Raw genomic sequence first — 21,420 nt, 5'->3', positions numbered from 1 at the left:
GGCCGTCGGCTACTTGAGCAACCGCGAAAGCCGCCGGTCGGCGAGGACCCTGCCGCCCGTCTGACAGGCGGGGCAGTACTGGAACGAGCGTTCCTCGAAAACCACCTGCCGGATCACATCCCCGCACACCGGGCACTGCTCGCCGGCGCGCCCGTGCACCGCGAGCCCGGCGCGCTTGTGCGATTTCACGCGCGCAGCGTCGGCGTCGACGCACTCGCGCAGCGCCGCGCCCAGCACGTCTCCGATCGCCGCGTGCAGCGCCGCCACCTGCTGCGTACTCAGCCCCTCCGCAGGGGCGAACGGCGACAGGCGCGCCCGGTGCAGGATCTCGTCCGCGTAGGCGCCGCCGACGCCCGCCAGCGCCTGCTGGTCCGTGAGGACGGTGCGCACCTGCCGGCCCCCGGCATCGCCGATGATCTCCGCCAGCTCCTCATGCCCGACGGCCGCCGCATCGGGGCCGAGCCGCGCGACCCCGGGGACGTCCAGCGGATCGGCTACCACCCAGGCCGCCAGCGACTTGCGGGTGCCGGCCTCGGTGACGTCGAAGCCCGCCGTCGCCTCGGCGCCACCGTCCGCAGCGCCATCGTCCGCCTCCCCGGCGCCCAGGTGCACGCGCAGCGCCAGCGGTCCACGCCCCGGCCGCACGGGCCGCGGCGACAGCTCATCGGACCACCGCAGCCACCCGGCTCGGGAGAAGTGCAGGACCAGGAACAGTCCGTCGCAGTCGAGCATCAGGTATTTCCCCGCGCGCCCCACCCGCCTGATCGCACGCCCCTGCAGCGCGGAGATCGGCGGCTCGAACGTCTTGACCACGCTGAGGGCGGCGACGTCCACCCGCTCCACCGTGCGTCCCACAGCGTGCTCGCGCAGAAAATGCGCCAGCGCCTCGATCTCGGGAAGTTCGGGCATGCCACGAGTGTGCCTGCGTGGCCGCCGCCGCGCAGCAGATGCGGCAGAACGGCGCGTCGGCGCGCGGGCACGCGGCCGCGCCGGCGCCTGGCCGGGCACGGTTAGACTCGTCGGCGTGGCGATCACGACGGCGTACGAGGACCTGCTGCAGCACGTCCTCGAGCACGGCACCCCCAAGTCCGACCGCACCGGCACCGGCACGCGTTCGGTGTTCGGCCATCAGATGCGTTTCGACCTTCAGGCCGGGTTCCCCCTGGTCACCACCAAGCGCGTGCATCTCAAGTCCATCGTCTACGAGCTCCTGTGGTTCCTGCGGGGCGACTCCAACGTGCAGTATCTGCGCGACCACGGCGTGCGGATCTGGGACGAGTGGGCCCGGCCGGACGGTTCGCTGGGCCCCATCTACGGCGTGCAGTGGCGTTCCTGGCCCACACCGTCCGGGGAGCACGTGGATCAGATCGCGCAGGTCATCGAGACGCTCAGGTCCGACCCCGATTCGCGCCGCATGCTCGTCTCCGCGTGGAACGTCGGGGAGATCCCGCGGATGGCCTTGCCCCCGTGCCACGCGTTCTTCCAGTTCTATGCCGCCGACGGCCGTCTTTCCTGCCAGTTGTACCAGCGCAGCGCGGACCTGTTCCTGGGCGTCCCCTTCAACATCGCCAGCTACGCGCTGCTGACCCACATGGTGGCGCAGCAGGCGGGCTTGGAGCCCGGGGAGTTCATCTGGACCGGCGGCGACTGCCACATCTACGACAACCATGTCGAGCAGGTGCGCACGCAGCTGGAGCGCGAGCCGTACCCGTCCCCCACCCTGCGCCTGACGCAGCGCCCCACGATCTCCGAATACACCTACGAGGACGTCGAGCTGGTCGACTACCGCCACCATCCGCGGATCTCCGCCCCCGTGGCGGTCTGACCATGCTGGGGATGATCTGGGCGCAGGCGCGCGGCGGCGTGATCGGCGCGAGCGGCACGATGCCGTGGCACCTGCCCGAAGACCTGGCCCACTTCAAGGCGGTCACCGCCGGGCATCCGGTGATCATGGGGCGGGCCACGTGGGATTCGCTCCCGCCGCGTTTCCGGCCTCTGCCCGGGCGCCGCAACATCGTGGTCACCCGCGATCGTGGCTGGCACGCCGACGGCGCCACCGCGGTCCACTCGACGGCGGACGCGCTGGCGGAAGCGAGTCCGGCGCCCTCGCGCGAGGTCTGGGTCACGGGCGGAGCCCAGATCTATTCGGCGCTGCTCCCCCACGCGGAACTCTGCGCAGTGACGGAGATCGACGTCGACGTCGCGGGCGACACCCTCGCGCCCGTGCTCGGTACGGACTGGTTCGACGCCGCACCCTCCGAGTGGCACGTGTCCGAGCGGTCGGGCCTGCGCTATCGATTCCGGACGCTGCGCCGGCGGGCTCCCGGCATCGCGGCCGCGGACCCCGACGCGGGCCACCCTGACGCCGGGCACCCCGACCCCGGCCTCCCCGCCGACCGATGAGACCGCCGTCGTCCGGAACGGGCGGCCGCATGCGCTTCCTACCGTTGGCGGTTCTGATCCCCGTCAGTGTCGTCATGCTCTTCTCCCCCGGCTCGACGGTCCCGAGTGGGCCGCCGAACTCCGACAAGCTGGTGCATGCGGGCCTTTTCGCCGCGCTGGCGGTCGCGTCCCTCGTCGCCGGTGCAGGATGGCGGACCGCTGCGGCCGCCCTCCTCGCCTACGCTGCCGTGTCGGAGGTGCTGCAGGACGTCCTGCCCATCCACCGCAACGGCGACCTTCGCGACGTCCTCGCCGATGCGGTGGGGATCGCGTGCGGGATCGTCCTCGCTTTACTCCTCCGTCGATTTCGCGCTTCCCTTGGCAAGTGACCGATTCGTTATCTACGATCATCGGCATGCTGAAGAACCTGTTGCGCCGCTCGATGGTTCCGCTGTCCGCAGCGGCGATGCTGCTGGCGCTCGCCCCCGGGACCGCGGCCGCAGAACAGGGCGTCGACGTCTCGTCCTGGCAGCACCCGGGAGGCCAGGGCGTCAACTGGTTCTCCGTGCGCGGCAGCGGACAGCAGTTCGCGATGGTCAAGGCCACCGAGGGGCTCACCTACGTCAACCCGTACTTCGTGCAGGATTCCCTGGGCATCCGCGCCGCCGGGCTGGCGCGCGGCACCTACCACTACGCGGACGTCACCGCGGATCCCGTCGCGCAGGCGGTCTTCTACTCGACGGTGGTCCTGGGGCAGAACGGCCCGCTCGACCTCCCGCCGGTGATCGATATGGAGGACGCGCGCGGTCAATCCGCACAGCACATCATCGGTTGGCTGCACTCGTACCTGGACACCGTCCAGGCGCTGACCGGGCGTCAGCCGATGATCTACACGGGCGCATGGTTCTGGCGGTCCCACATGGCGAACACGACGGAGTTCTCCGAGTATCCGCTGTGGATCGCCGACTACAACGGCGGCAGCGGCCCCACCCTGCCGCTGCCGGGAGGCTGGCAGGACTGGGCGTTCTGGCAGTACTCCGACGCCGGCAGCGTCCCCGGCATCTCCGGCAACGTCGACGTGAACCACTACAGCGGAGCCGCCGGTCCGTTCGCGCGTCTGTCCAACAGCGACGCACTCGGCTCCATGGGCTCGCTCGGCTCCGCTGCGTCGGCCGGAGTGGCCGGCGTCCTCGGGAACAAGGCGGGTTCCTGACCGGTCCCGCCCGGCAGGCTCTCCAGGCGCCCGTCCGCAGGCGGGCCCGTCAGGTGCCCGGTTCCGTCACTGCGTCACCGTGACCACGCCGGTCATATCCGGGTGCAGCGTGCACATGTAGGTGTAGCGGCCGGGTTCGGTGAAGGTGTGGGTGTACTCCCCGCGCTTCTTCTGGCCGCTGTCCAGCACCGGATCCGCGGCGACGGCCCCGGACTCGTCCGTGCTGGTCACATCGTGGGGCACGCCGTTGTCGCGGAACTGCCAGGTGACGGTGTCGCCCACCTGCACGGTGATGTCGGCGGGCGCGAACTGCATGCCGGTGATGACGACCGTCCCCGGCGGCACGTCGTCGAGCGAGGCGGTCCTACTCGTCCCGCTGGAGCAGGCCGCGAGCGTGATGAAGGCGATCGCCGCGCACAGCAGCGCGGCCACGCTGCGCGGACGAGTGCGACGGCGGGCACGAGGACGTTCGGGCTGGGTCTCGGTGAACACGTACCCCATTGTGCAACGGGGCGCAGCTCGGGCGTTCAGGCGCTCCCGGCTTACTCAGGCGCTCTCGTGCTGATCAGTGCCCGGTGGGACCGTGCCGAGCCCCGCATAGGCCTGCTCCGGGGTGTGGCGGCCGGCGACGACCGCTTCGACTTCGGCGGCGATGGGCATGTCGATCCCGAACTCGTCGGCCAGTTGCATCACGATCGGCGCCGTCTTCACACCCTCCGCGACCTGCCCCAGCTCCTTGGCCGCCTCGGCCACCGTCAGGCCCCGCGCCAGCGCCTCACCGATGCGGCGGTTCCGCGACGCCGGGCTCATGCACGTGGCGATCAGATCGCCCATGCCGGTGAGTCCCATGAACGTGCGCGGATCGGCGCCCATCGCCTCGCCGAGCTGCATCATCTCCGCCAGTCCGCGCGCCAGCACCATCGCCCGCGTGTTGTCGCCGACCGCGAGCCCCTCCGCCATGCCCGCCGCGATGGCGACGATGTTCTTGAGAACCCCGCCGAGCTCGCAACCGAGCACGTCCGTATTGCGGTAGACGCGGAAGCGGGGCGCGGCGAACAGCGGCTGCAGCGCAGTGGCCACGTGCTCGTCCTGGGTGGCGATGACCGCCGCGGCGGCCATCCCGTCGATGATCTCGCTCGCGATGTTGGGGCCCGCCAGCAGCCCGACGGGGTGCCCGGGAAGGCACTCGCCGACCACCTGTGTGGGCCGCATGCGGCTGCCGGCCTCGAGCCCCTTCACGAGCGAGAGGACGGGGACCCATGCGCGCAGCGTCGGCGCCACCTCGGTGAGCGTGGCGCGAACCGCCGACGACGGAACGCCGACGACGAGCACGTCCGCCTGCGAGGCGGCGAACTCGATATCGTCGGTCGCGTCGAGAGCGTCCGGCAGCGGCCGCTCCCCGAGGTACTGGCGGTTGCGGTGGTCGGAATTGATCTCCTCCGCCACCTCGGAACGGCGGCACCACAGCGTGGTCCGCGTGTTGTGGGCGGCCAGGCTCGCGACGGTGGTACCCCACGACCCCGACCCCAACACCACTACCCGCACTGGACGGGACATGCGATCACCCCTCGATCCTGCTCGACGCCAACCGTGCCAGGTCCAATGCGGCCGTCGGCCCGCTACGCGTCCCCTCGCCCGGAGGAAGCATCACCGACAGCCCGTACACCGCCCCGTTTTGCACCCACCACACCGTGGGCGCCGAAACCGATGTGGTGAAGGCACGCTCGCCGAGCCCGTCGATGTCCTGCACTTCGCCGCCCTGCCGCGCGGACCGCTCCACCTCGCCGTACACGCGCATGACGTCGCCGTCGCCGTTGCTGCGGACCTCCAAGTCGACGACCGGCAGCGTGCCGTCGGACAGCCCCTGCCAGACGCAACCGCCCGCCACGCGACTGGTGCGGTCGATCGTCGCGCCCGTCTGCTGTGTGATCTCGGCGCCGGTCAGCAGTGCGCACGGGCCCGCGTCGCTCGACGCATTGGGCGGAGGCCGCGGACTCGGGAGGGTGATCGCCTCGAGTTCGGCGTCGCTGGGCGGGGCGGGTGCATCCGAACATCCCGCAACCGCGGAACCTGCGAGGACCACGGCCCCCGCCAGCACCCCGCCCCTGGCCATGACACTGCTCCGCACTCCGCCCCGCTTCCTCGTCGACACGAGCAGAGTCTTTCACCGCCCCGATGTGGTGTCCACCACATTGAACAAACCGGTACTCCTACCGCGACGGGAAGCGATTGCGCGAGCCGCTACACTCACACTCGCGCAATCAGGTTCCCGCCGCGGGCACCGACAACAACACATGCACGACGACGCGAAGCACACCGCGAACACGACCGGCGTCCGGTCATCGCAATCCCGTCCGCCCGCGTCCCATGCCCTCGTAGCTCAGGGGATAGAGCACCGCTCTCCTAAAGCGGGTGTCGCAGGTTCGAATCCTGCCGGGGGCACAGTATGAACTCGCTGCTCATAGCGGGTTTCTACCACTCTCCGGCAGCTGCACGCGGTTTCGATCGATCCGGCGGAAGTGCGAACCCCTACTTGGCCGGCGGGGCCGGAAGCCCCGCGTCGGCTCGGCTCGTACCATGGGCGGTACCGGCAGGGAGGTGAGTCGACGATGCGTTTCACCAGACAACCCTGGTTCGGACCCAAGCGCGGCGTCGGCTGGGGGTGGAGACCGGTGACGTGGCAAGGCTGGCTGATCGTCGCGGTATTCATCGCCCTCGTAGTCGCCAGTGGTCTCGTGTTCGCGGGCGCAACCGCATTCGTGGCCGTCGTGGTCCTTGTCGTCGTGCTGATCGGTGTCTGCGCGATCACCGGCGACGCCCCCGGCTGAACACCTCGGCGCCGCAGGTCGTCACGTCGCGTCGCCGCCCGCGATCTGCCGGAGGATCACCTCGGCGGTCGTCGCCACCACTCGGTCCTGATGCAGCGCCAGGGCTCCCAGCGCCTGCCGTGATGCGTGTCCGCCGACTTCCGCCATGGCCTGCGCCACCCGGAGCAGAACCGCGGTCGGGGCATCGCCCGATCCGCTGCCCTCGTCCGTCACCGCGAGAGTGTCCGCGCCGCAGCCATGCCCGGCCGCACCGCACAGCGCCGCGACGACCTCGTCCGCGGTGACCGGCCCCGCATGCACCAGGCGCGCCAGCGTCTCGGCCGCCTCCACGTCGCGCCGCCCGTCGATCACCATCCGCACGAGCGTCGGAACGGCGGCGGCGTCGCCCGCGGAGCCCAGCGCGACGGCGACGCGCTCGCACACCTCCGTGTCGCCGTCGTCGAGCGCACCCCGCAGGGCAGCCTGTGCCTCGGCGCCCCCGAGCTCCGCCAATGCCGCGACCGCGCGGCGGCGCGTGCCGGCATCCGCGGCGGTGAGTCCGGCGGCCAGCACGTCGACTCCCCCGGCGGGGTTCTGCGCCAACGCCCAGCGCAGCGCTCCGGCCACGTTGGCGTCCTCTTCCGCCAGAAGCACCTCGGCCAGAGCTGAGCCGGGAACCGCGGCGATGCCGCCGTCGTGTGCGAGCACGGCCTGCTGCCGTCGGGCTCCGGAGCCCGACCGCACCGCGTTGAGCAGGTTGACGACCCGGACCGCGTCCTCCCAGCCCGCCGGCTCCGCCGACCGCAGTTCGTCGAGACGGCCGAGGAGGTCCGTGTCCGCCGCGATCCGCCGGCGCGCCGAGTCCCGGAGTTCGTCGAGCAATCCGAGGGGTGAGAACCCGTCGTCGTCCAGTGCGCGTTTGACCGCCGCGAGTGGCAGGCCGAGCGAGCGCAGGCTCTCGACGTGCATGAGTCGGCGAAGGTCGGTGGCCGCGTACTCGCGGTAGCCGCCCGGTGTCCGCCCGCTCGGGCTGACGAGCCCCAGCGAGTCGTAGTGCCGCAGCATCCGCACACTCACTCCGGACCGCCTCGCCAGTTCGCCGATCAGCATCAGTCGCCCTGCGCCGCCTGCGGCCCCAGTGCGCGCAGACGCCGGGCCGCATGCACCTGCGCGTCGGCTGCCGCGTCCGGATCCGCCATGAGCGCCAGCGTATCGCGCACGTGGAGGCGCACGGCCTCGTCGCCGGAACGTCCCGCCGCTTCGGTGGCCTCCGCGCCGTATTCGCCGAGCGCCGCGAGGGCCCGGCTGAGCGAGCGCCGCATCTCCGCACCGCCCCTGCCCAGCTCCGCGGACAGCCGCGTGGCCAGCGTCTCTTCCGCACCGGCCGGGACGAGGGACACCGACGCGCGCCATGCCGCGCGCGCCACCTCGTCGTCCTCCGCCCCGAGGTGCTCCGCGACCGCGGGCCACGCCGCGGCGTCGCCGATCTTCGACAGCGTGTGCAGCGCCTGACTCCGCGCCTGCGTGGCGTCGGATCCGAGCGCGTCGAGCAGCAGTGGCACCGTCACCGCCGACGGCACACGGGTCAGCGCCCAGGTGAGCATGTCGCGGACGTAGAAATCGGGCTCCACCGCGCAGCGGAACACCAGAGTCTGCGCGAGCGACGCGTCCGGCCGCGAGCCTGCCGCCATGGCAGCCCGCAGCCTGACGGACGGGTTCGGGTGCGCCAGCGCATCCGCAGTCCTGCGGCCGGCGTCGATATTATTCCGTGGTGTCATGGCGAATGCCTCCTTCGACTCCCATCGAAGGGGCTGACACGGTGTGAGGGTCAAGCAGGCCGGGCGAGGATCACGAACCGCCCATCCCGGTGAGGGCGCGCACCGACCCCACCGATCCCACTGACCCGTCGGGGCCGTCGGCGACGGAGCCCACCGAGCCGAGGGATCCCGACGACCCCGTGGAGCCCAGCGAGCCGCCCGCACCGCCCTCGCCCGTGAGCAGCGGCATGAACGTGTCCGCGATGACCTGGTGCCCCGCCTCGTTCGCGTGAATGTCGCCGAGACTGCACATCCACGTCCACGTGCAGATCCGGGCGACGTTCGTCGGCACCGTGCCGACTCCCGGCAGGTCGACGTTTCCGGTGAAGTCGTTCGTGTCGAACGCGGCGGTCACATCGGCCGTCTTCCACCCGTGCTGCGAGTTGGTGCTGGTGATCACCGCGGACAGCAGGTTGTCGGCGGGCACTGTCGCGCCGGCCAGTGCACGTTGCATCCCGCCTTGCAGCCACGACGCGAGCATCGGGTTGTAGTAGGTCATCCCCACGTACACCGGGTCGTCGCCGCCGGCCTCACGGATGCGCGAGTCGATCGTGGCGAGATTGGTCCGGATCACGCCCAGCTTCTCCGCGACGCAGCCCGCCATCGGCAGGACCGACGCACCCGCCGACCCCGAATCCACGGAGCCTGAATCCACGGAGCCTGAATCGCCGCCCCCACCCGAGACGCACGGGAAGATGTCGTTGGCGCCGATATCGTTGGTCACGTAGGCGATCCGGCCGGGATGCGCCTCGATGAAGGCCGCCGCCGCGTCCAGCTGCGACTGCTGCTGGTACTGGTCGCAGTGCCCGCCCTCGACCATGGAGACCGAGGTCTCCCCGTCGCAGCCGAACTTCTTGAGCTCGAGCCCCGGATCATCGGCGTGCAATGCCGCGTAGATCCGGTCGCTGTAGGCGATGGGCTCGTCGGTGTTGCTGTCCGGCTGGTATCCGGTGGACAGCGAATCCCCCAGGGATACGTAGTAGGTGGTCTCCGGCGCGGCTGCTGCGGGCCCCGCGGACAGCAACGTCCCCGCGGCGGCGATGACCCCCACGGCCGCCGCCACCGCGGTACGCCGCGCACCGGCGTGTACACCGGGCGCGGGCCGCGGTATCGCGTGAAGCGCCCCTCGCCGAGTTCCAGTCCAACCGATCATGGGGCAGCCTCCGATACCGTCCGATGCGCCGGGTCGACGCGCCGCGAAGGGCCGGCCTTCGGCCCGGCGCACACCGACCGGGCGCGCCGAGGGGCCTGCCGTCCCGCACGGCACATCGACGTTAGCTCCGCCACTGACTGTTCGCCCAGGGATTCGGGGAATCGACGTGGAGGGCCTCTTCGTGTGCGCGGAGGGCCTCCGTCCTCGCCCGTCCCTGGGCCTGCGATCCGGCCAGGATCGCGCACATGTACCCCGCGACAGCGAGGCCGAGTCCGCCGCATACGCCGATGCCGCCGACGGAGGAGAAGAGCTCCATCGAGTGCAGGCGGCCGAACCCCACGAACTCTGCGAGCGAATGCGCGTCGGTGCCCGCATAGCCCGCGTGGGGCATGATGAATGCGCAGAGGACCGCCGCCAGCCCCATCACCCACAGCCCGGCGGCGGTCACCGACTTCATGGGACGCGGCGCGCGGTGGAAGAAGCGCGGGCCGGCGTTGCGGGTCTGCACAAGGCGGAACGCGATCCACAGGACGAGCAGGTAGCCGGGAACCCATACCGAGGCGGTCAACGCGAGGAACCACAGCGTGGCCACGCCCTGCGCCGGGAAGCACAGGCCGAGCGCGACGAGCGGCAGTAGCACTGCGGCGAGCGCCGTGACGACATAGAACCACGAGACCGGACCGGGGTCGGCGAAGCGCGGGCTGTCCACCGGCACCCCCGCCGCGTCCACCGGTGCCGAATGACCTGTCGAATGCATGATCCCCCCTGGACCTCACTTGAAGCAGGCTCCCCCCGGAGCCCTCGCCAGTATCGCATCCACCGCCGACAGTCCGTCACCGCACCGCCGTCACGCCTGCCGCCGGGCCCCGTCGCCACCGCCGGAGCCCGCAGGCCCACCCAGTCCGGGCCGCGCCACCACCGTATACAGCGCGCGCCCGCCCTCCCCCGCGCCCAGCAGGGATTCGACGACGCTCACCTCCTGCACGAGAACGTCGACCGGCTCCACCGCCGCTGCGACGGCGAGGGCCGACGCCGACTGCGAGCGCCGCACGCGCGCCAGCGTGAGATGCGGAGTGAAGCGGTGCGACGCACCGCAGCCGGCGGCGAGCCCGCGCAGCTCCGCGCGATCCTGCTCCGTCCGCCCGTCAGCGGAGAGCCAGACGACGTTGCCGCCGTGGTGGTCGAAGCTGCCCGCCCCACCCACCCGCAACCGGATCGGCGGGTGTTCCGCGGCCGCCGCGGTAATCCGCTCGACGAGCGCCCCGGTATCGCGCACGGCGCCGTGGAATGCGAGTGTGACGTGCATCTGCTCCGGGTGCGCCCAGCGCACGCCCAGGTCGCCGGGCAGGGCCCCGGCGATCGCGCCGCGGACGTCCGTCGGCGGAACGAGGGCGGTGAACAGCCGGCGGGGTCGACGGTCCGGGGCGCGCTCCCCCTCGCCATCCGCCATCAGATCCAGTCCTTCCGCCGGAACACCACGAACAGGCCCACCGCCAGCACCACGATCGCCGTCGCACTCACGATCAGCCCGGAGACCTCCTCCGAACCCGGGTAGGGCACGTTCTGCCCGAACCACCCGGTGATGGCCGTGGGCACCGCGATGATGGCCGCCCAGCCGGTGAGCTTCTTCATCACCGTGTTCAGCCGGGCGTCCTGGAGCGAGAGGTTGGTCTCGAAGATCGTCGTCACCAGCTCACGCAACGACTCCGTCCATTCGGCCACGCGGAGCACATGGTCGAACAGGTCCGCGAAATCGCTGCTGAGCTCCTTGGGCCAGGCGTCGCGGTCGTCGTCGCGATGACGAACGATCGCCGAGACCACGTCGCGCATGGGGAGCACCAGGCGCCGGAAGTGCACGAGTTCCTTGCGCAGCCGGTAGTTGGACCGCTGCACCGAACGGTCGTGGGTGCGCTCGTCGAACAACCGGTCCTCGATGTCTTCGAGCGCGTCGTCGAACTGCTCCGCCGTGTCCAGGTGGCCGTCCACGATGACGTCGAGGATCGCGTGCAGCAACCCCATCGGCCCCGCCGCCCCGCCCGCGGATCCGCCACGCCACCGGGTGACCGCCTTGTCGACATCGAACCTGTCGTCGCGCCGGACCGTGATGATGCCGCGGGAAAGCACGAACATCGACACCCGGCTCGCTCGCAGGCGCGACGGTGCAGAGCTGCCGCCGCCCCGGCGGTGGCGCCGCCGTCGTCGTCGCCCCGCGGCGCCGGCGCCCGCCCCGCCGCTCCTGCCCGGCACGCCGCCCGCATCCGCCCCGTTTCCCATGTCCGCCCACCGTGCGAATGCGGCATTCTCCGCGGAGTCCTCCACCGTCGCATTCAATCCCCCGTCGACCGCATCCGCCGCGGGAGCGCCGGTCATCGCGGACGGCCCGCCCTCGCCCACGCCGCCGATTCCGGTCGCATAGGCGGTGACGAACAGGTGGCCGGAGTGCCGTGCGGCCTTGGGCCGCTCGTCGTAGGCGATGGAGTCCTCGATCGCGTTGGTGTCCAGCCCGAAGGCGTCCTTCAGCTCGGCGAGCACCGCCTCGTCTGGCCACAGCACGTCGATCCAGAACGTGGTGCCGCGCGCACCGGCCGCGGACTCGCCGGCCAACTCCCTCGGGGAAAGACCGTCGACTCTGCCCCCGTCCGCACGCCAAAGCACCCCGCGCACACGGGGCGCAGGCGGCGCGAGCGAGGCGGGGGCGGGCGCGAAGCTGTCCGTCATGCCCACAGTGTGCCGGTGGACGTCGCCCCGCGTCCCGGAACGCCGCGACCCGGAGTCCGCTGCGTAGAATCGGTTCCGGGCCATGACGTTGCGCCGCCGGCCTGCTCGGGACCGCGGCCGTGCGTCCGTCAGCGCGAAGGAGCTCCACCGTGACCACGCACCCCCCGGGCCCTCCCGCCCCACGCATGGACGTCCGCCGCGCGGCGGACCGGTTCTCCACGCGGATCGACTGGCTGGACTCGCGCCATTCGTTCTCCTTCGGCCACCACTACGACCCCCCCAACACCCACCACGGCGTTCTGATGGCCAACAACGACGACGTCATCGCGCCGGGGCTGGGGTTCGACACCCACCCGCACCGGGATATGGAGATCGTGACCTGGGTGTTGCGCGGATCTCTGGTGCACCAGGATTCCATGGGGAACTCGGGAATCATCTATCCGGGATTGGCGCAGCGCATGAGCGCGGGAACTGGCGTTCTGCACTCGGAGAAGAACGACGCCCGGCGATTCGGCGGCGACCTCGCGCACCGCGCCGCCGAACACGACGATCCCGTGCGGCTGATCCAGATGTGGGTGGTGCCGGACGAGCCCGGCACGACCCCGGGCTACGAGCAGCTCGAGGTCCAGGACGAACTGCTGCGTGGCGGTCTGGTCACCGTCGCTTCCGGCATGGGCGCGTACCGCGACCACTCGGCGATCCGGATCCGCAACCGTCATGCCGCGATGCACGTCGCGAGGTTGCAGCCGGGTTCGCGGCCGGTGGCCCTCCCCGACGCGCCGATGCTGCACGTGTTCGTCGCACGCGGTTCGGCCGTACTCGAGGGCGCCGGACCGCTGGCGGAGGGGGACGCCGTGCGGATCAGCGGCGGCGGCGGCCAACTGCTGTCACTGCCCACCGCGGGAACCGCCGCGTCCGGTCCGGACAGGACCGACGCCGAGGTGATCGTCTGGGAGATGCACGCGGGGCTCGGCGGCCCGGTCTGATCGTCTCCGCGCGGTGGACACGCGCCAGGTGAGGGTTATAGCGCACCTGTTCGATTCGAATGTATGATCGCACCATGACGGCGGCCTTCCAACCGACACTGTTCGATTCCGCTGTGGACCGGCCCTGTTTCCGCGCCCTGCCGGCGGCCACTCGCGCCCACGGCGGCCCTGCGGACCCGGGTGCGGGGGCGCGCACCCCGCTCGCAGACGGCGCCTGGGTGGAACTGCACCCCAATTGGCTGCGCGGCGCGGACGAGCTGCCGGACCGTCTCACTCGGACCGTGGACTGGCGCGCGGAACGCCGGACGATGTACGACCGGGTGGTCAACGTGCCGCGGCTGGTCCGCTTCTACGGCGAGGACGAGCCGCTCCCCCACCCGCTGATCGCGCAGGGTCTGTCGCTGCTGTCGGCCCGCTTCGGCGCGGAACTGGGCGAGCCGTTCCGCACCGTCGGAATGTGCCGGTACCGCGACGGCTCCGACAGCGTCGCCTGGCACGGGGACGACATCGGCCGCGGCCGCACGGAAGACACCATGGTCGCGATCCTCTCGCTGGGGGCCGCGCGGACGCTGCTGCTTCGTCCGCGCCGGAGGCCGGAGGGAGCAGCCCGCTCGGCGTCGCTGCGCTTTCCGCTGGGACATGGCGACCTCATCGTCATGGGCGGCAGCTGCCAGCGCACCTGGGAACACTGCATCCCCAAGTCCACCCGTGTGAGCGGGCCGCGGATCAGCGTCCAGTTCCGCCCGCGCGGCGTGCGGTGACCACGCGCACAAGGCGTGCGCCGGCTTCATTCACCCGCGCGGCCGCAGGACCACCAGAGGACACTTGCTCCGGTGCAGCAGCGCGTGGCTGGTGGAACCGAGCACCAGCCCCGCGAAGCCGCCGCGGCCCCGGCTTCCGGTGACGACCATTTGCGCGTGCGCCGACCACTCCGCCAGGATCTTCGCGGGATTCTCGCGTTCGACGACCTGATGCACCCACGTCCCCGGATGCCGCGCGCTCCGCTCCTCGACGAGACTGCGCAGCCGCTCCTCCTCGGTGCGCTGGACCCGCAGCCAGTACGGGTCGTCCGCACGCGAGCCGAGGAGTCTCGGATGCACCCCGGCGTCGCTCCACACATGCACGGCCACCAGTTCCGCGCCCCGCGCCTCCGCCTCCGCGTAGGCGAAATCGAGCGCGGCGAGGCCCGCCTCCGAACCGTCGACGCCGACGACGACCGGCGCGTCGGGCCTGTCGGACGGATCGGGGACGCCGTCCGGAAGCCCGGGGATCACCGCCACCGGGCAATGCGCATGCCCGACGATCGCCCGCGTCACCGAGCCGACGAACAGGCCGGTCAGCTCACCGTGGCCCCGCGTGCCCATCACCAGCAGCCGTGCGTCGGCAGTGCGATCGATGAGCACCTCGGACGGCGACCCCACCTCGTAGCCGGCGTCGATCACCAGGTCCGCGCCGTCGACGGCCGCCCGCGCGGCCGCGGCCGCCTCCCGCAGGATCTTCTCCCCGATACGCGTGCGCTCGTCCTCGACGAACCGCGCCGCCATCGGCTCCGAATAGAACACTGACGGTACCGTCACGACGTAGAGGAGCTGCAGCGGCAACGCGCCGGCGGCCGCATATCGCGCGGCCCACCGCACGGCGCGGGCAGAGCCCTCGGAACCGTCGACGCCCACGCACACCGTCCCTGCGGTGACGCCCGCCGAATTCCCCGAATCCCGCTCAGCCACTGCCGCTCCCGTCCCTCGCGGACCGCCCGGTGCGAATCGGCCGCGCCGGGGCGTCCACCGCCCATTCTGCCACCAGCGCGGACGGGGCACATGCGACTAGGAGCAGCGGTCACCGATACCCGCGGAAGCCCTCCCACGCCTCCCTGCGCTCGCGCCGCGGGTCGGAGACCACGCGGTCGCGGCGGTCGAAGATCATGGTGCGGCGCTCGTGGGCGTCGTAGCGCGGCCACGTGTCCATGGGTGCCCCCTCCCGGGCGAAGCGCAGCCAGTGGCCCTGCATCCGCCGGCTCACCCCGCGCAGATCACGCGCGCCGCCGAGGGCGGTCATGGACTTGCCGAAGGTCGTCTCGCCCAGCCCGAACACCGGCACCAGCTCCGTGGCGTGCGTCGCGCCCAGCCCGAGGGTGTCCATCAGCCGCGGCGCGTAGTCGTAGCGGTAGCAGTAAGTGGGCGCCGTCTGCGCGTGTCCGTCCGCGCAGTCCAGCGACGGCTTCCAGAACATGGCGTCGCCGCACAGTGCGGTCAGCGCGCCGTCCGAGGGGTAGGACGGGTACGCGGCGAGCACACGCTCGCGCAACTGCGGCTCGGTGTTCTCGAACAGCAGGTCCACGCGATCAGTGGTGAGCGGCATGCCCTCGTCGCCGAACTTGCGGAACAGCGCGCCCTCGCGCCGGTTGGTGCCGATGATCATCGGCACCCGGTGCGTCTTGCCCTCCACGAACGCGTCGAGCGGGGCCATCGGCAGGACGTCACCGTCGACGACAGGCGCGTAGCCGAGCGTGCCGGGCTCGTCCTCCAGGGCACGTCGCATGAACGACAGTCCCGCCTTGCCCAGGTGCCGGACTCCCGCCGCTTCCAGCGCCTGCACTTCGCGGCCGTCCTCGGCGCCGAGTTCGTCCAGGAAGATCCGGGCCCACCGCTGCGACCGTTCCCGCCCGTAGCAGACCCCGGCGTCGGCACTCTGCGAAATGGACCTGTTGAACAGGCCCTCCGCATGCGGAGAGGACATGAGGGAGACCACCGAGTTGCCGCCGGCCGACTCGCCGAACACGGTGACGTTGTCCGGATCGCCTCCGAACGCCGCGATGTTGCGGCGCACCCACTCGAGCGCGGCGATCTGGTCCCGGAGCCCCAGGTTGGACTCGATGGGACGGGAGGGCGTGGAGAACTCCGAGAAGTCGAGGTAGCCCAGCGGACCCAGCCTGTAGTTGAGCGAGACGTAGACGATGTCGCCGTGCTCCACCAGCCCCTGGCCGCCGTAGACCATGGTGGCGCTGGTCCCGATCACGTATCCGCCGCCGTGGATGTAGACCATGACCGGGCGCGGCCGCGCGCTGGGGGCCGCCGGCGCGAGCACGTTGAGGGTGAGGCAGTCCTCGCTCATCGGCTGGTACTTGCCGAGCCCCATCATCGTCGCGAACTTCATCTGCGGTGGAGCAAAACCCCAGCTCAAGGCATCACGAACACCCTCCCACGGCGTCATCGGCCGGGGCGATCGGAACCGGAGCCTGCCCATGGGCGGCAACGCGAACGGGATCCCGCGCCAGCTGAGGAAGTCCCGGTAGCGGCGGCCGCGCACCCGCCCCTCGGCGGTCTCCACCTCCGTGATCAATGCCATGGAATCACTATACGAAAGCGCCCCGGTTTCTTCAGCGCAGAGGACGCCGCCCGCACCGCGCCCGTACACCTGCGACCTGGGCTCAGATCGTGAAGGCGAGAGACTCCGGGATCCGCCGGCCCAACGCCACCGCATCATCGGCGGCCATCGCGCCGGACCGCCCGGCGTCGACCCTGATCCGCTCCCCGACCTCGTCTGCGGTCACCCGTCCTCCGGCGAGCCGGACGAAGACGCCGGAGGGCATGGTGACGGTGACGTCGGGCTCTCCCGCTATCGGCGCCAAGGCCGCGCGGCCTCCGGAGACCTGGACGTCCAACGTCCGCGGCATGGGGTCCGTGAGCGTCAGGCGGACCCTGGCACCGTCGGGTGCGCCCGCCTTCTTGCCCACGATGAACGGCACCGCTCCGGCGATCTCGGCGAATGCGAGTTCTCCCCGGGCGCCGCCCTCGTCGCCCGGGCGCGCGACGGCGTCACGGATGTCGATCTCGTGCATCCAGCAGTCGAAAAGGCGGATGCGCATGAAACGCCCGTATGACTCCGGCCCCACGGGGGTGGCGGTCTCGGCGTCGAAGTCCTCTTGCGGCATCTCTTCCAGCGCATGCCTTCGCCGCGCCAGCAGCGCAGTCCACCTGTCCATCAGGTCCGCCGGCCGCACCGGCCGCATCGACAGCACCCACCGCTCGTTGACCTCGCCGATGGGGTTTCGCACGTGCCCGGCGGGTGTCGCTCCGGCCGGTGCGGGCGGCGTGTCCTGGCCGTCGAGCATCGACTCCGTGCCGATGATGTGGGCCGCCGTGTCGTGCACCGTCCACCCCGGCAACGCCGTGGGCGCCTGCCACTGCCCGGCATCCAGGGTCCGCAGCAACTGTTCCAGCACCGACCACTGTTCGAAAAGCGCCGCCTGCACGGCGTCCCGGTCCACTCTGGTCACGGCCATGCCCCGACATTAACGCACCGGCGACCCGCCGTAAGCGGCGTTGCGCGAGCCTTTCCCCATACCCGCCGACGCTCGGGTGGACAATGCGGATGTGACCCGAGACCATCTCACCGCCGACTGGACCACCGCCGACCGCCCGCCGCACCCGGTGGTGGCCACCGGCGCGTTCGACATCCTGCACGTTGGGCACCTGCGGCTGCTGGGTGAGGCCCACCGGCGGGGGCATCCGCTGGTGGTCGGGGTCGAGGACGACGCACGCATCCGCGCTTGGAAGGGCATGACGCGCCCCATCAATTCCGCGACCGATCGCGCCGCGATGCTGGCCGCGCTGCGGTCAGTCGACGGCACGTTCATCATCTCCGGGGATCCGGACTTCGCCGGATGGCGTGAGTATTGCGCGATTCTCGCGCCGCTGGAGCCGCACGCGTTGGTGTTCACCGTCGGCGACCCGCACGCCGAGCCCAAGCGTCTGGCCGCCCGCGCGCTGGGCGCCGAAGCGTGGGAGGTGCCGCACGTCCCCAAGCGGTCGACCACCCGCATCGCGGGACGTCTCGCTGGGCGCTGACGCGCGGCGGCGACCGGTGCAACCGACTGTCCGCCCTTGTTCAGTCCGGCGGCCCTGTTCAGTCCGGCGGCAGAGCCGCGAGCTTCGCCATCGAACGCTTGATGTCGCCTTTGAGCGACCGTCCGATGGCGGAACCGATGGGCCCCCGCGCCATCGGGTTGGAGAAGTCGACGTCCATGGTGATGGCCGAGCCGTCGCCCGCCGGCGCGATGGTCAGCGTCATCGCCACCTTGGTGCCGCTCTTGCCCTCGCCGCGCAGCCCGATCCGTTCGATGGGGCGGTACTCCTCCAGCGTCCAATCGACGCGGTTGCGCATTCCGCGGACCGAGATCACCGACGTCATCCGCAGGCCCTGCTCGACGGTGTCGGGAAGCTCGCTGCGCCAGCCGTCATGGATCGTCAGCCACTGCTCGAAACGATGCAGATCCGATGCACGGTCCCAGGCCGCCTGCGGGGACAGCGCGAACGTCTCGGTCACCTTCAGCGTGGTCATCGAATCTCCCGTCGTGTTCACCGCGGGCGGCGGCCGGCAGCGAGGGCATTCCCCCGCGACCGGCCGCCACCGTCGCCTCTGTCCCGGAGGAGGCTACTCCGACATCTTGCCCTTGATCGTGTCCTGCGCCTTGTCGACCTTGTCCGCGTACTTGCCGCCGGTCTTCTCGTCGACGGTGTCGCCGACCTTGTCCACCGCCTGATCGATCTTGTCGGGGTTCTGCTGCGCGTAGCCCTTCGCCTTGCCCACGAGGCCCTTGATCGAGTCAGCGAAGCCCATCAGGCCCACCTCCAGTCATCGCATGCCGGGCTCTCCGGCATATCTGATACCACCGTTCCACGTTCCGGCCACGTTTGCAGGCCGGATCCGCCCTGCGCGCCGGCGTCGCCGTCAGGCACCGCCCGGGCTCCCCCACAGCGGCCGCGTGTCCCCGGTGCGCGCCCTGTCGATCCAGAAGACCGCCTCGATCAGCGCCGCACCCACCGCGCCGCAGACCAGCCCCACCACGGTCCACTGCCAGTGGGAAGGGTCGATCTCGAAGAACGTGCGCACGAACGGGATCGAGAACAGCACCACGTACGCCAGTCCGGAGACGACGAGCAGCGCGATCTTCCACCACCTGTACGGCCTCGCTACCACGACCAGCACCCACAGGCTCGCGACGATCAGGGTGATCAGCACGCTGGTGGACACCTGCTCCCGTACGGGCTCGGGCAGGTCGGCGCCCTGGTAGACGATCATGTAGCAGACGAACGTCAGGATGCCGATGATGACGCCGGCCGGGACCGCCAGACGCAGGACTCGGGAGACGAAGCCGGTGCGCGCACGCTCGTTGTTGGGCGCCAGCGACAAGATGAACGCCGGCACGCCGATCGTGAACCACGCGGCGATGGTCACGTGCCTGGGCAAGAACGGGAACGGCACAGGGTCGGCGTCCGCGACGGCCGCGATGACCCCGGCGAAGCCCACGAGAAACGCCAGCAGCGCCGAGTAGACGGTCTTGGTCAGGAAGAGGTTGGCGACCCGTTCGATGTTCCCGATCACGCGGCGCCCCTCGCCCACGACGAACGGCAGGGTGGCGAAACGGTCGTCGAGCAGGACGATCTGCGCCACCGAGCGGGTCGCAGGGCTGCCCGAGCCCATCGCCACCCCGATGTCGGCGTCCTTGAGCGCCAGCACGTCATTGACGCCGTCGCCGGTCATCGCCACGGTGTGCCCGCGCGACTGCAGTGCGGTGACCATCGCCCGCTTCTGGTCCGGTCGCACACGCCCGAAGGTCGTCGTCGTCTCGAGGACGTCCGCGAGCGCGTCGGGGTCGTCCTCGGGCAGCGAGCGCGCGTCGACCGCGGCGCCGCCGGCCGTGATGCCGAGAGACTGCGCGACCGCGCCCACCGACGCCGCGTTGTCCCCGGAGATCACCTTGACCGCGACGCCCTGCTTTCCGAAGTACTCGAGGGTGGCGCCGGCGTCGGGTCGCACCTTCTGTTCGAGCACCACCAGCGCGGCCGGACGCGCGGAGGCGGCGGCGTCCGGGTCGTCGACGGGGCGGTCCGTCCGGGCGAGCAGCAGGACGCGCAGGCCGCGCGCACCGGTCTCCTCGGCTTCGCGTGCCACGTCCGACGCCGGATCCAGGAGCACGTCCGGCGCTCCCAGCAGCCAATCGCCCTCGTCGCCGAAGGAGATCCCGCTCCACTTCTTGGCCGACGAGAACGGCGCGACGGCCGTGGCACGCCAGCCCGGATCATCAGGCAGGGCCTCTTTGATCGCGCGGATCGACGCGTTGGGCCTGGCCTCCGCCGCCGCGAGCGCCGCAAGGGCGTCGTCGACCCGCCGACGCGCCTCGGGCTTCCCCGGCGCATCGGCGCCGGCGGCGCCGCTTGCGCCGGCGGGGTCCGTCACGCGCACCTCGGACAGCCGCATTCCGTTCTCCGTCAACGTGCCGGTCTTGTCCGCGCACACCACGTCCACACGGGCGAGCCCCTCGATCGCGGGCAACTCCTGCACCAGGCACTTGCGGCGCCCCAGCCGTACCACGCCCACCGCGAACGCGATCGACGTCATCAGCACCAGGCCCTCCGGCACCATCGGCACCAGCGCCGCCACCATGCCGATCAGCGAGTCGCGCACGCCCTCCTGCGAATTGACCATCTGGTTGTAGATGGTCAGCACGCCGGCGGGGATCAGCAGATAGGTGACGAACTTGAGGATGCGGTCCACGCCCGAACGCAGCTCCGAATCGACCAGATCGAACCGGCTCGCCTCGTCGGCGAGCCGGGCTGCGTACGCCTGCGCCCCCACTGCGGTGGCGCGGAAGGCCCCGCCGCCCGCGGCGACGAAGCTCCCGGAGAGCACGCGCGACCCCACGGGTTTGTGGACGGGGTCCGATTCGCCGGTGAGTAGCGACTCGTCCACATCGAGCCCGGCCGCCTCGATCACCTCGCCGTCGACCACCAGCTGGTCGCCCGCGCCCAGCTCGATGATGTCGTCGGCGACGACCTGCTCGGGCGGCAACTCCGCCGCGGTGCCGTCGCGGCGGACCACCGGCCGCGCCTGGCCGACGATCGTGAGCTTGTCGAGGGTCCGCTTGGCGCGCAGCTCCTGGATGATGCCGATGCCGCTGTTCGCCAGGATCACCAGGCCGAACATGCCGTCGATGGGCGAGCCGGCGGCGAGCACTATGACGAGCAGAACCCCGAGCATCGCGTTGATGCGGTTGAACACGTTGGCACGGACGATGTCCGCCGTGGAACGCGATCCGCGCTGCGGGACGTCGTTCGTCAGCCCGTCGTGCACCCGCTGCGCCACCTCGGCCGCGGTCAGGCCCGGATCGGTCACGTCGCGGGGCTCGCGCAGTGCTTCGCCCGTGGCCGGCCGCAACGCGTCAGGATCCGGAGAATGCGGGACCGGCCCCGCCTCGCGCGCGGGCGCCCCGGGCATCCGGGCCTCGCGCCCGGGATCCGACTCGTCGATCGACACACAGCCACCTTAGTGACTCCCGCGCCAC

The 21,420-nt window shown here is 71.2% G+C and carries 24 protein-coding genes and 1 tRNA gene; 9 read left to right on the top strand and 16 right to left on the bottom strand.

What is annotated here, in order from left to right; translation table 11 throughout:
* Positions 1-9: 9 nt before the first annotated feature.
* The gene (locus FO059_RS06300) at positions 10-909 is read right to left on the bottom strand and encodes a DNA-formamidopyrimidine glycosylase family protein (RefSeq protein ID WP_143907279.1); all 900 of its coding nucleotides are present in this window, start codon (positions 907-909) and stop codon (positions 10-12) included.
* A gap of 121 nt (positions 910-1,030) precedes the next feature.
* Here FO059_RS06300 and FO059_RS06295 point away from each other — a divergent pair, with 121 nt between their 5' ends.
* The 4 genes from FO059_RS06295 to FO059_RS06280 are packed head-to-tail and all read left to right on the top strand — an operon-like array spanning position 1,031 to position 3,595.
* Complete coding sequence (locus FO059_RS06295; RefSeq protein WP_372497905.1) at positions 1,031-1,825, top strand: thymidylate synthase; 795 nt, start codon at positions 1,031-1,033, stop codon at positions 1,823-1,825.
* 11 nt (positions 1,826-1,836) lie between these two features.
* Entirely contained in the window at positions 1,837-2,403 is a 567-nt protein-coding gene (locus FO059_RS06290; RefSeq protein WP_328592908.1) for a dihydrofolate reductase, read from the top strand.
* A gap of 44 nt (positions 2,404-2,447) precedes the next feature.
* Positions 2,448-2,771 (top strand): VanZ family protein, encoded by a 324-nt coding sequence (locus FO059_RS06285; RefSeq protein ID WP_328592907.1) that lies wholly within the window; start codon positions 2,448-2,450, stop codon positions 2,769-2,771.
* 26 nt (positions 2,772-2,797) lie between these two features.
* Positions 2,798-3,595 carry a glycoside hydrolase family 25 protein gene (locus FO059_RS06280; RefSeq protein WP_143907271.1) on the top strand — a complete coding sequence of 266 codons (798 nt, stop codon included), beginning with the start codon at positions 2,798-2,800 and terminating at the stop codon, positions 3,593-3,595.
* Positions 3,596-3,661: 66 nt separating this feature from the next.
* On the opposite strand, the gene FO059_RS06275 is transcribed toward FO059_RS06280, so the two are convergent.
* From FO059_RS06275 to FO059_RS06265, 3 genes are read right to left on the bottom strand one after another with little or no spacing between them, the layout of a single operon-like run.
* Positions 3,662-4,087 carry a plastocyanin/azurin family copper-binding protein gene (locus tag FO059_RS06275; protein WP_233266825.1) on the bottom strand — a complete coding sequence of 142 codons (426 nt, stop codon included), beginning with the start codon at positions 4,085-4,087 and terminating at the stop codon, positions 3,662-3,664.
* 54 nt (positions 4,088-4,141) lie between these two features.
* Positions 4,142-5,152, bottom strand: coding sequence for an NAD(P)H-dependent glycerol-3-phosphate dehydrogenase (locus FO059_RS06270; RefSeq protein ID WP_143907266.1), 1,011 nt, complete (start codon positions 5,150-5,152; stop codon positions 4,142-4,144).
* 4 nt (positions 5,153-5,156) lie between these two features.
* Positions 5,157-5,708: a hypothetical protein gene (locus FO059_RS06265; protein ID WP_143907264.1), complete on the bottom strand. Its 552-nt coding sequence runs from the start codon at positions 5,706-5,708 to the stop codon at positions 5,157-5,159.
* A gap of 256 nt (positions 5,709-5,964) precedes the next feature.
* On the opposite strand from FO059_RS06265, the gene FO059_RS06260 reads away from it, so the two are divergent.
* Both FO059_RS06260 and FO059_RS06255 read left to right on the top strand, forming a co-directional pair.
* Positions 5,965-6,037 (top strand) — tRNA-Arg (locus FO059_RS06260).
* Between the two features lie 167 nt (positions 6,038-6,204).
* The gene (locus tag FO059_RS06255) at positions 6,205-6,423 is read left to right on the top strand and encodes a hypothetical protein (RefSeq protein ID WP_143907262.1); all 219 of its coding nucleotides are present in this window, start codon (positions 6,205-6,207) and stop codon (positions 6,421-6,423) included.
* A 21-nt stretch (positions 6,424-6,444) separates the two neighbouring features.
* Here FO059_RS06255 and FO059_RS06250 read toward each other — a convergent pair whose 3' ends face one another.
* From FO059_RS06250 to FO059_RS06230, 6 genes are all read right to left on the bottom strand, one after another.
* Positions 6,445-7,512, bottom strand: a complete 1,068-nt coding sequence (locus FO059_RS06250) for a MerR family transcriptional regulator (protein ID WP_143907260.1) — start codon at positions 7,510-7,512, stop codon at positions 6,445-6,447.
* Entirely contained in the window at positions 7,512-8,180 is a 669-nt protein-coding gene (locus tag FO059_RS06245; RefSeq protein WP_143907258.1) for a HEAT repeat domain-containing protein, read from the bottom strand. The genes FO059_RS06250 and FO059_RS06245 overlap by 1 nt, the downstream gene beginning before the upstream one ends.
* Positions 8,181-8,250: 70 nt before the next feature.
* Positions 8,251-9,282: an SGNH/GDSL hydrolase family protein gene (locus tag FO059_RS06240; RefSeq protein ID WP_158726570.1), complete on the bottom strand. Its 1,032-nt coding sequence runs from the start codon at positions 9,280-9,282 to the stop codon at positions 8,251-8,253.
* 211 nt (positions 9,283-9,493) lie between these two features.
* The gene (locus FO059_RS18325; RefSeq protein ID WP_158726571.1) at positions 9,494-10,129 is read right to left on the bottom strand and encodes a hypothetical protein; all 636 of its coding nucleotides are present in this window, start codon (positions 10,127-10,129) and stop codon (positions 9,494-9,496) included.
* 90 nt (positions 10,130-10,219) lie between these two features.
* Complete coding sequence (thpR, locus tag FO059_RS06235) at positions 10,220-10,822, bottom strand: RNA 2',3'-cyclic phosphodiesterase (protein WP_143907254.1); 603 nt, start codon at positions 10,820-10,822, stop codon at positions 10,220-10,222.
* On the bottom strand, positions 10,822-12,090 hold the full coding sequence (locus FO059_RS06230) for a magnesium transporter CorA family protein (protein WP_233266827.1): 1,269 nt from the start codon (positions 12,088-12,090) through the stop codon (positions 10,822-10,824). Before FO059_RS06230 ends, thpR begins: the two co-directional genes overlap by 1 nt.
* Positions 12,091-12,275: 185 nt before the next feature.
* Between FO059_RS06230 and FO059_RS06225 the strand changes: the two genes are divergently transcribed.
* Entirely contained in the window at positions 12,276-13,076 is an 801-nt protein-coding gene (locus FO059_RS06225) for a pirin family protein (protein ID WP_143910498.1), read from the top strand.
* Positions 13,077-13,150: 74 nt separating this feature from the next.
* Positions 13,151-13,837: an alpha-ketoglutarate-dependent dioxygenase AlkB gene (locus FO059_RS06220; protein ID WP_143907252.1), complete on the top strand. Its 687-nt coding sequence runs from the start codon at positions 13,151-13,153 to the stop codon at positions 13,835-13,837.
* A gap of 30 nt (positions 13,838-13,867) precedes the next feature.
* Here the strand turns inward: FO059_RS06220 and FO059_RS06215 are convergent, their stop codons facing one another.
* The 3 genes from FO059_RS06215 to FO059_RS06205 all read right to left on the bottom strand — a co-directional run bounded on the left by FO059_RS06215 (position 13,868) and on the right by FO059_RS06205 (position 17,358).
* A complete protein-coding gene (locus FO059_RS06215; RefSeq protein ID WP_158726572.1) occupies positions 13,868-14,803 on the bottom strand; it encodes a universal stress protein in 936 nt (311 codons plus the stop codon).
* A 109-nt stretch (positions 14,804-14,912) separates the two neighbouring features.
* On the bottom strand, positions 14,913-16,421 hold the full coding sequence (locus FO059_RS06210; RefSeq protein ID WP_143907248.1) for a carboxylesterase/lipase family protein: 1,509 nt from the start codon (positions 16,419-16,421) through the stop codon (positions 14,913-14,915).
* An 82-nt stretch (positions 16,422-16,503) separates the two neighbouring features.
* Positions 16,504-17,358, bottom strand: coding sequence for a maleylpyruvate isomerase family mycothiol-dependent enzyme (locus tag FO059_RS06205; RefSeq protein ID WP_233266828.1), 855 nt, complete (start codon positions 17,356-17,358; stop codon positions 16,504-16,506).
* A 91-nt stretch (positions 17,359-17,449) separates the two neighbouring features.
* Here FO059_RS06205 and FO059_RS06200 point away from each other — a divergent pair, with 91 nt between their 5' ends.
* Complete coding sequence (locus tag FO059_RS06200; protein WP_199257038.1) at positions 17,450-17,923, top strand: adenylyltransferase/cytidyltransferase family protein; 474 nt, start codon at positions 17,450-17,452, stop codon at positions 17,921-17,923.
* A 58-nt stretch (positions 17,924-17,981) separates the two neighbouring features.
* Here FO059_RS06200 and FO059_RS06195 read toward each other — a convergent pair whose 3' ends face one another.
* The 3 genes from FO059_RS06195 to FO059_RS06185 all read right to left on the bottom strand — a co-directional run bounded on the left by FO059_RS06195 (position 17,982) and on the right by FO059_RS06185 (position 21,353).
* Positions 17,982-18,416 carry a type II toxin-antitoxin system Rv0910 family toxin gene (locus FO059_RS06195; protein ID WP_143907246.1) on the bottom strand — a complete coding sequence of 145 codons (435 nt, stop codon included), beginning with the start codon at positions 18,414-18,416 and terminating at the stop codon, positions 17,982-17,984.
* Positions 18,417-18,509: 93 nt separating this feature from the next.
* On the bottom strand, positions 18,510-18,695 hold the full coding sequence (locus FO059_RS06190) for an antitoxin (protein WP_143907244.1): 186 nt from the start codon (positions 18,693-18,695) through the stop codon (positions 18,510-18,512).
* Positions 18,696-18,806: 111 nt separating this feature from the next.
* Positions 18,807-21,353 carry an HAD-IC family P-type ATPase gene (locus tag FO059_RS06185; protein ID WP_143910495.1) on the bottom strand — a complete coding sequence of 849 codons (2,547 nt, stop codon included), beginning with the start codon at positions 21,351-21,353 and terminating at the stop codon, positions 18,807-18,809.
* Positions 21,354-21,420 lie beyond the last annotated feature (67 nt).

The organism is Tomitella fengzijianii (assembly GCF_007559025.1).
GTDB classification, from domain to species: Bacteria; Actinomycetota; Actinomycetes; order Mycobacteriales; family Mycobacteriaceae; genus Tomitella; species Tomitella fengzijianii.
The sequence above is the reverse complement of the archived record's forward strand: the minus strand, read 5'-3'. Positions and strand labels throughout refer to the sequence as shown.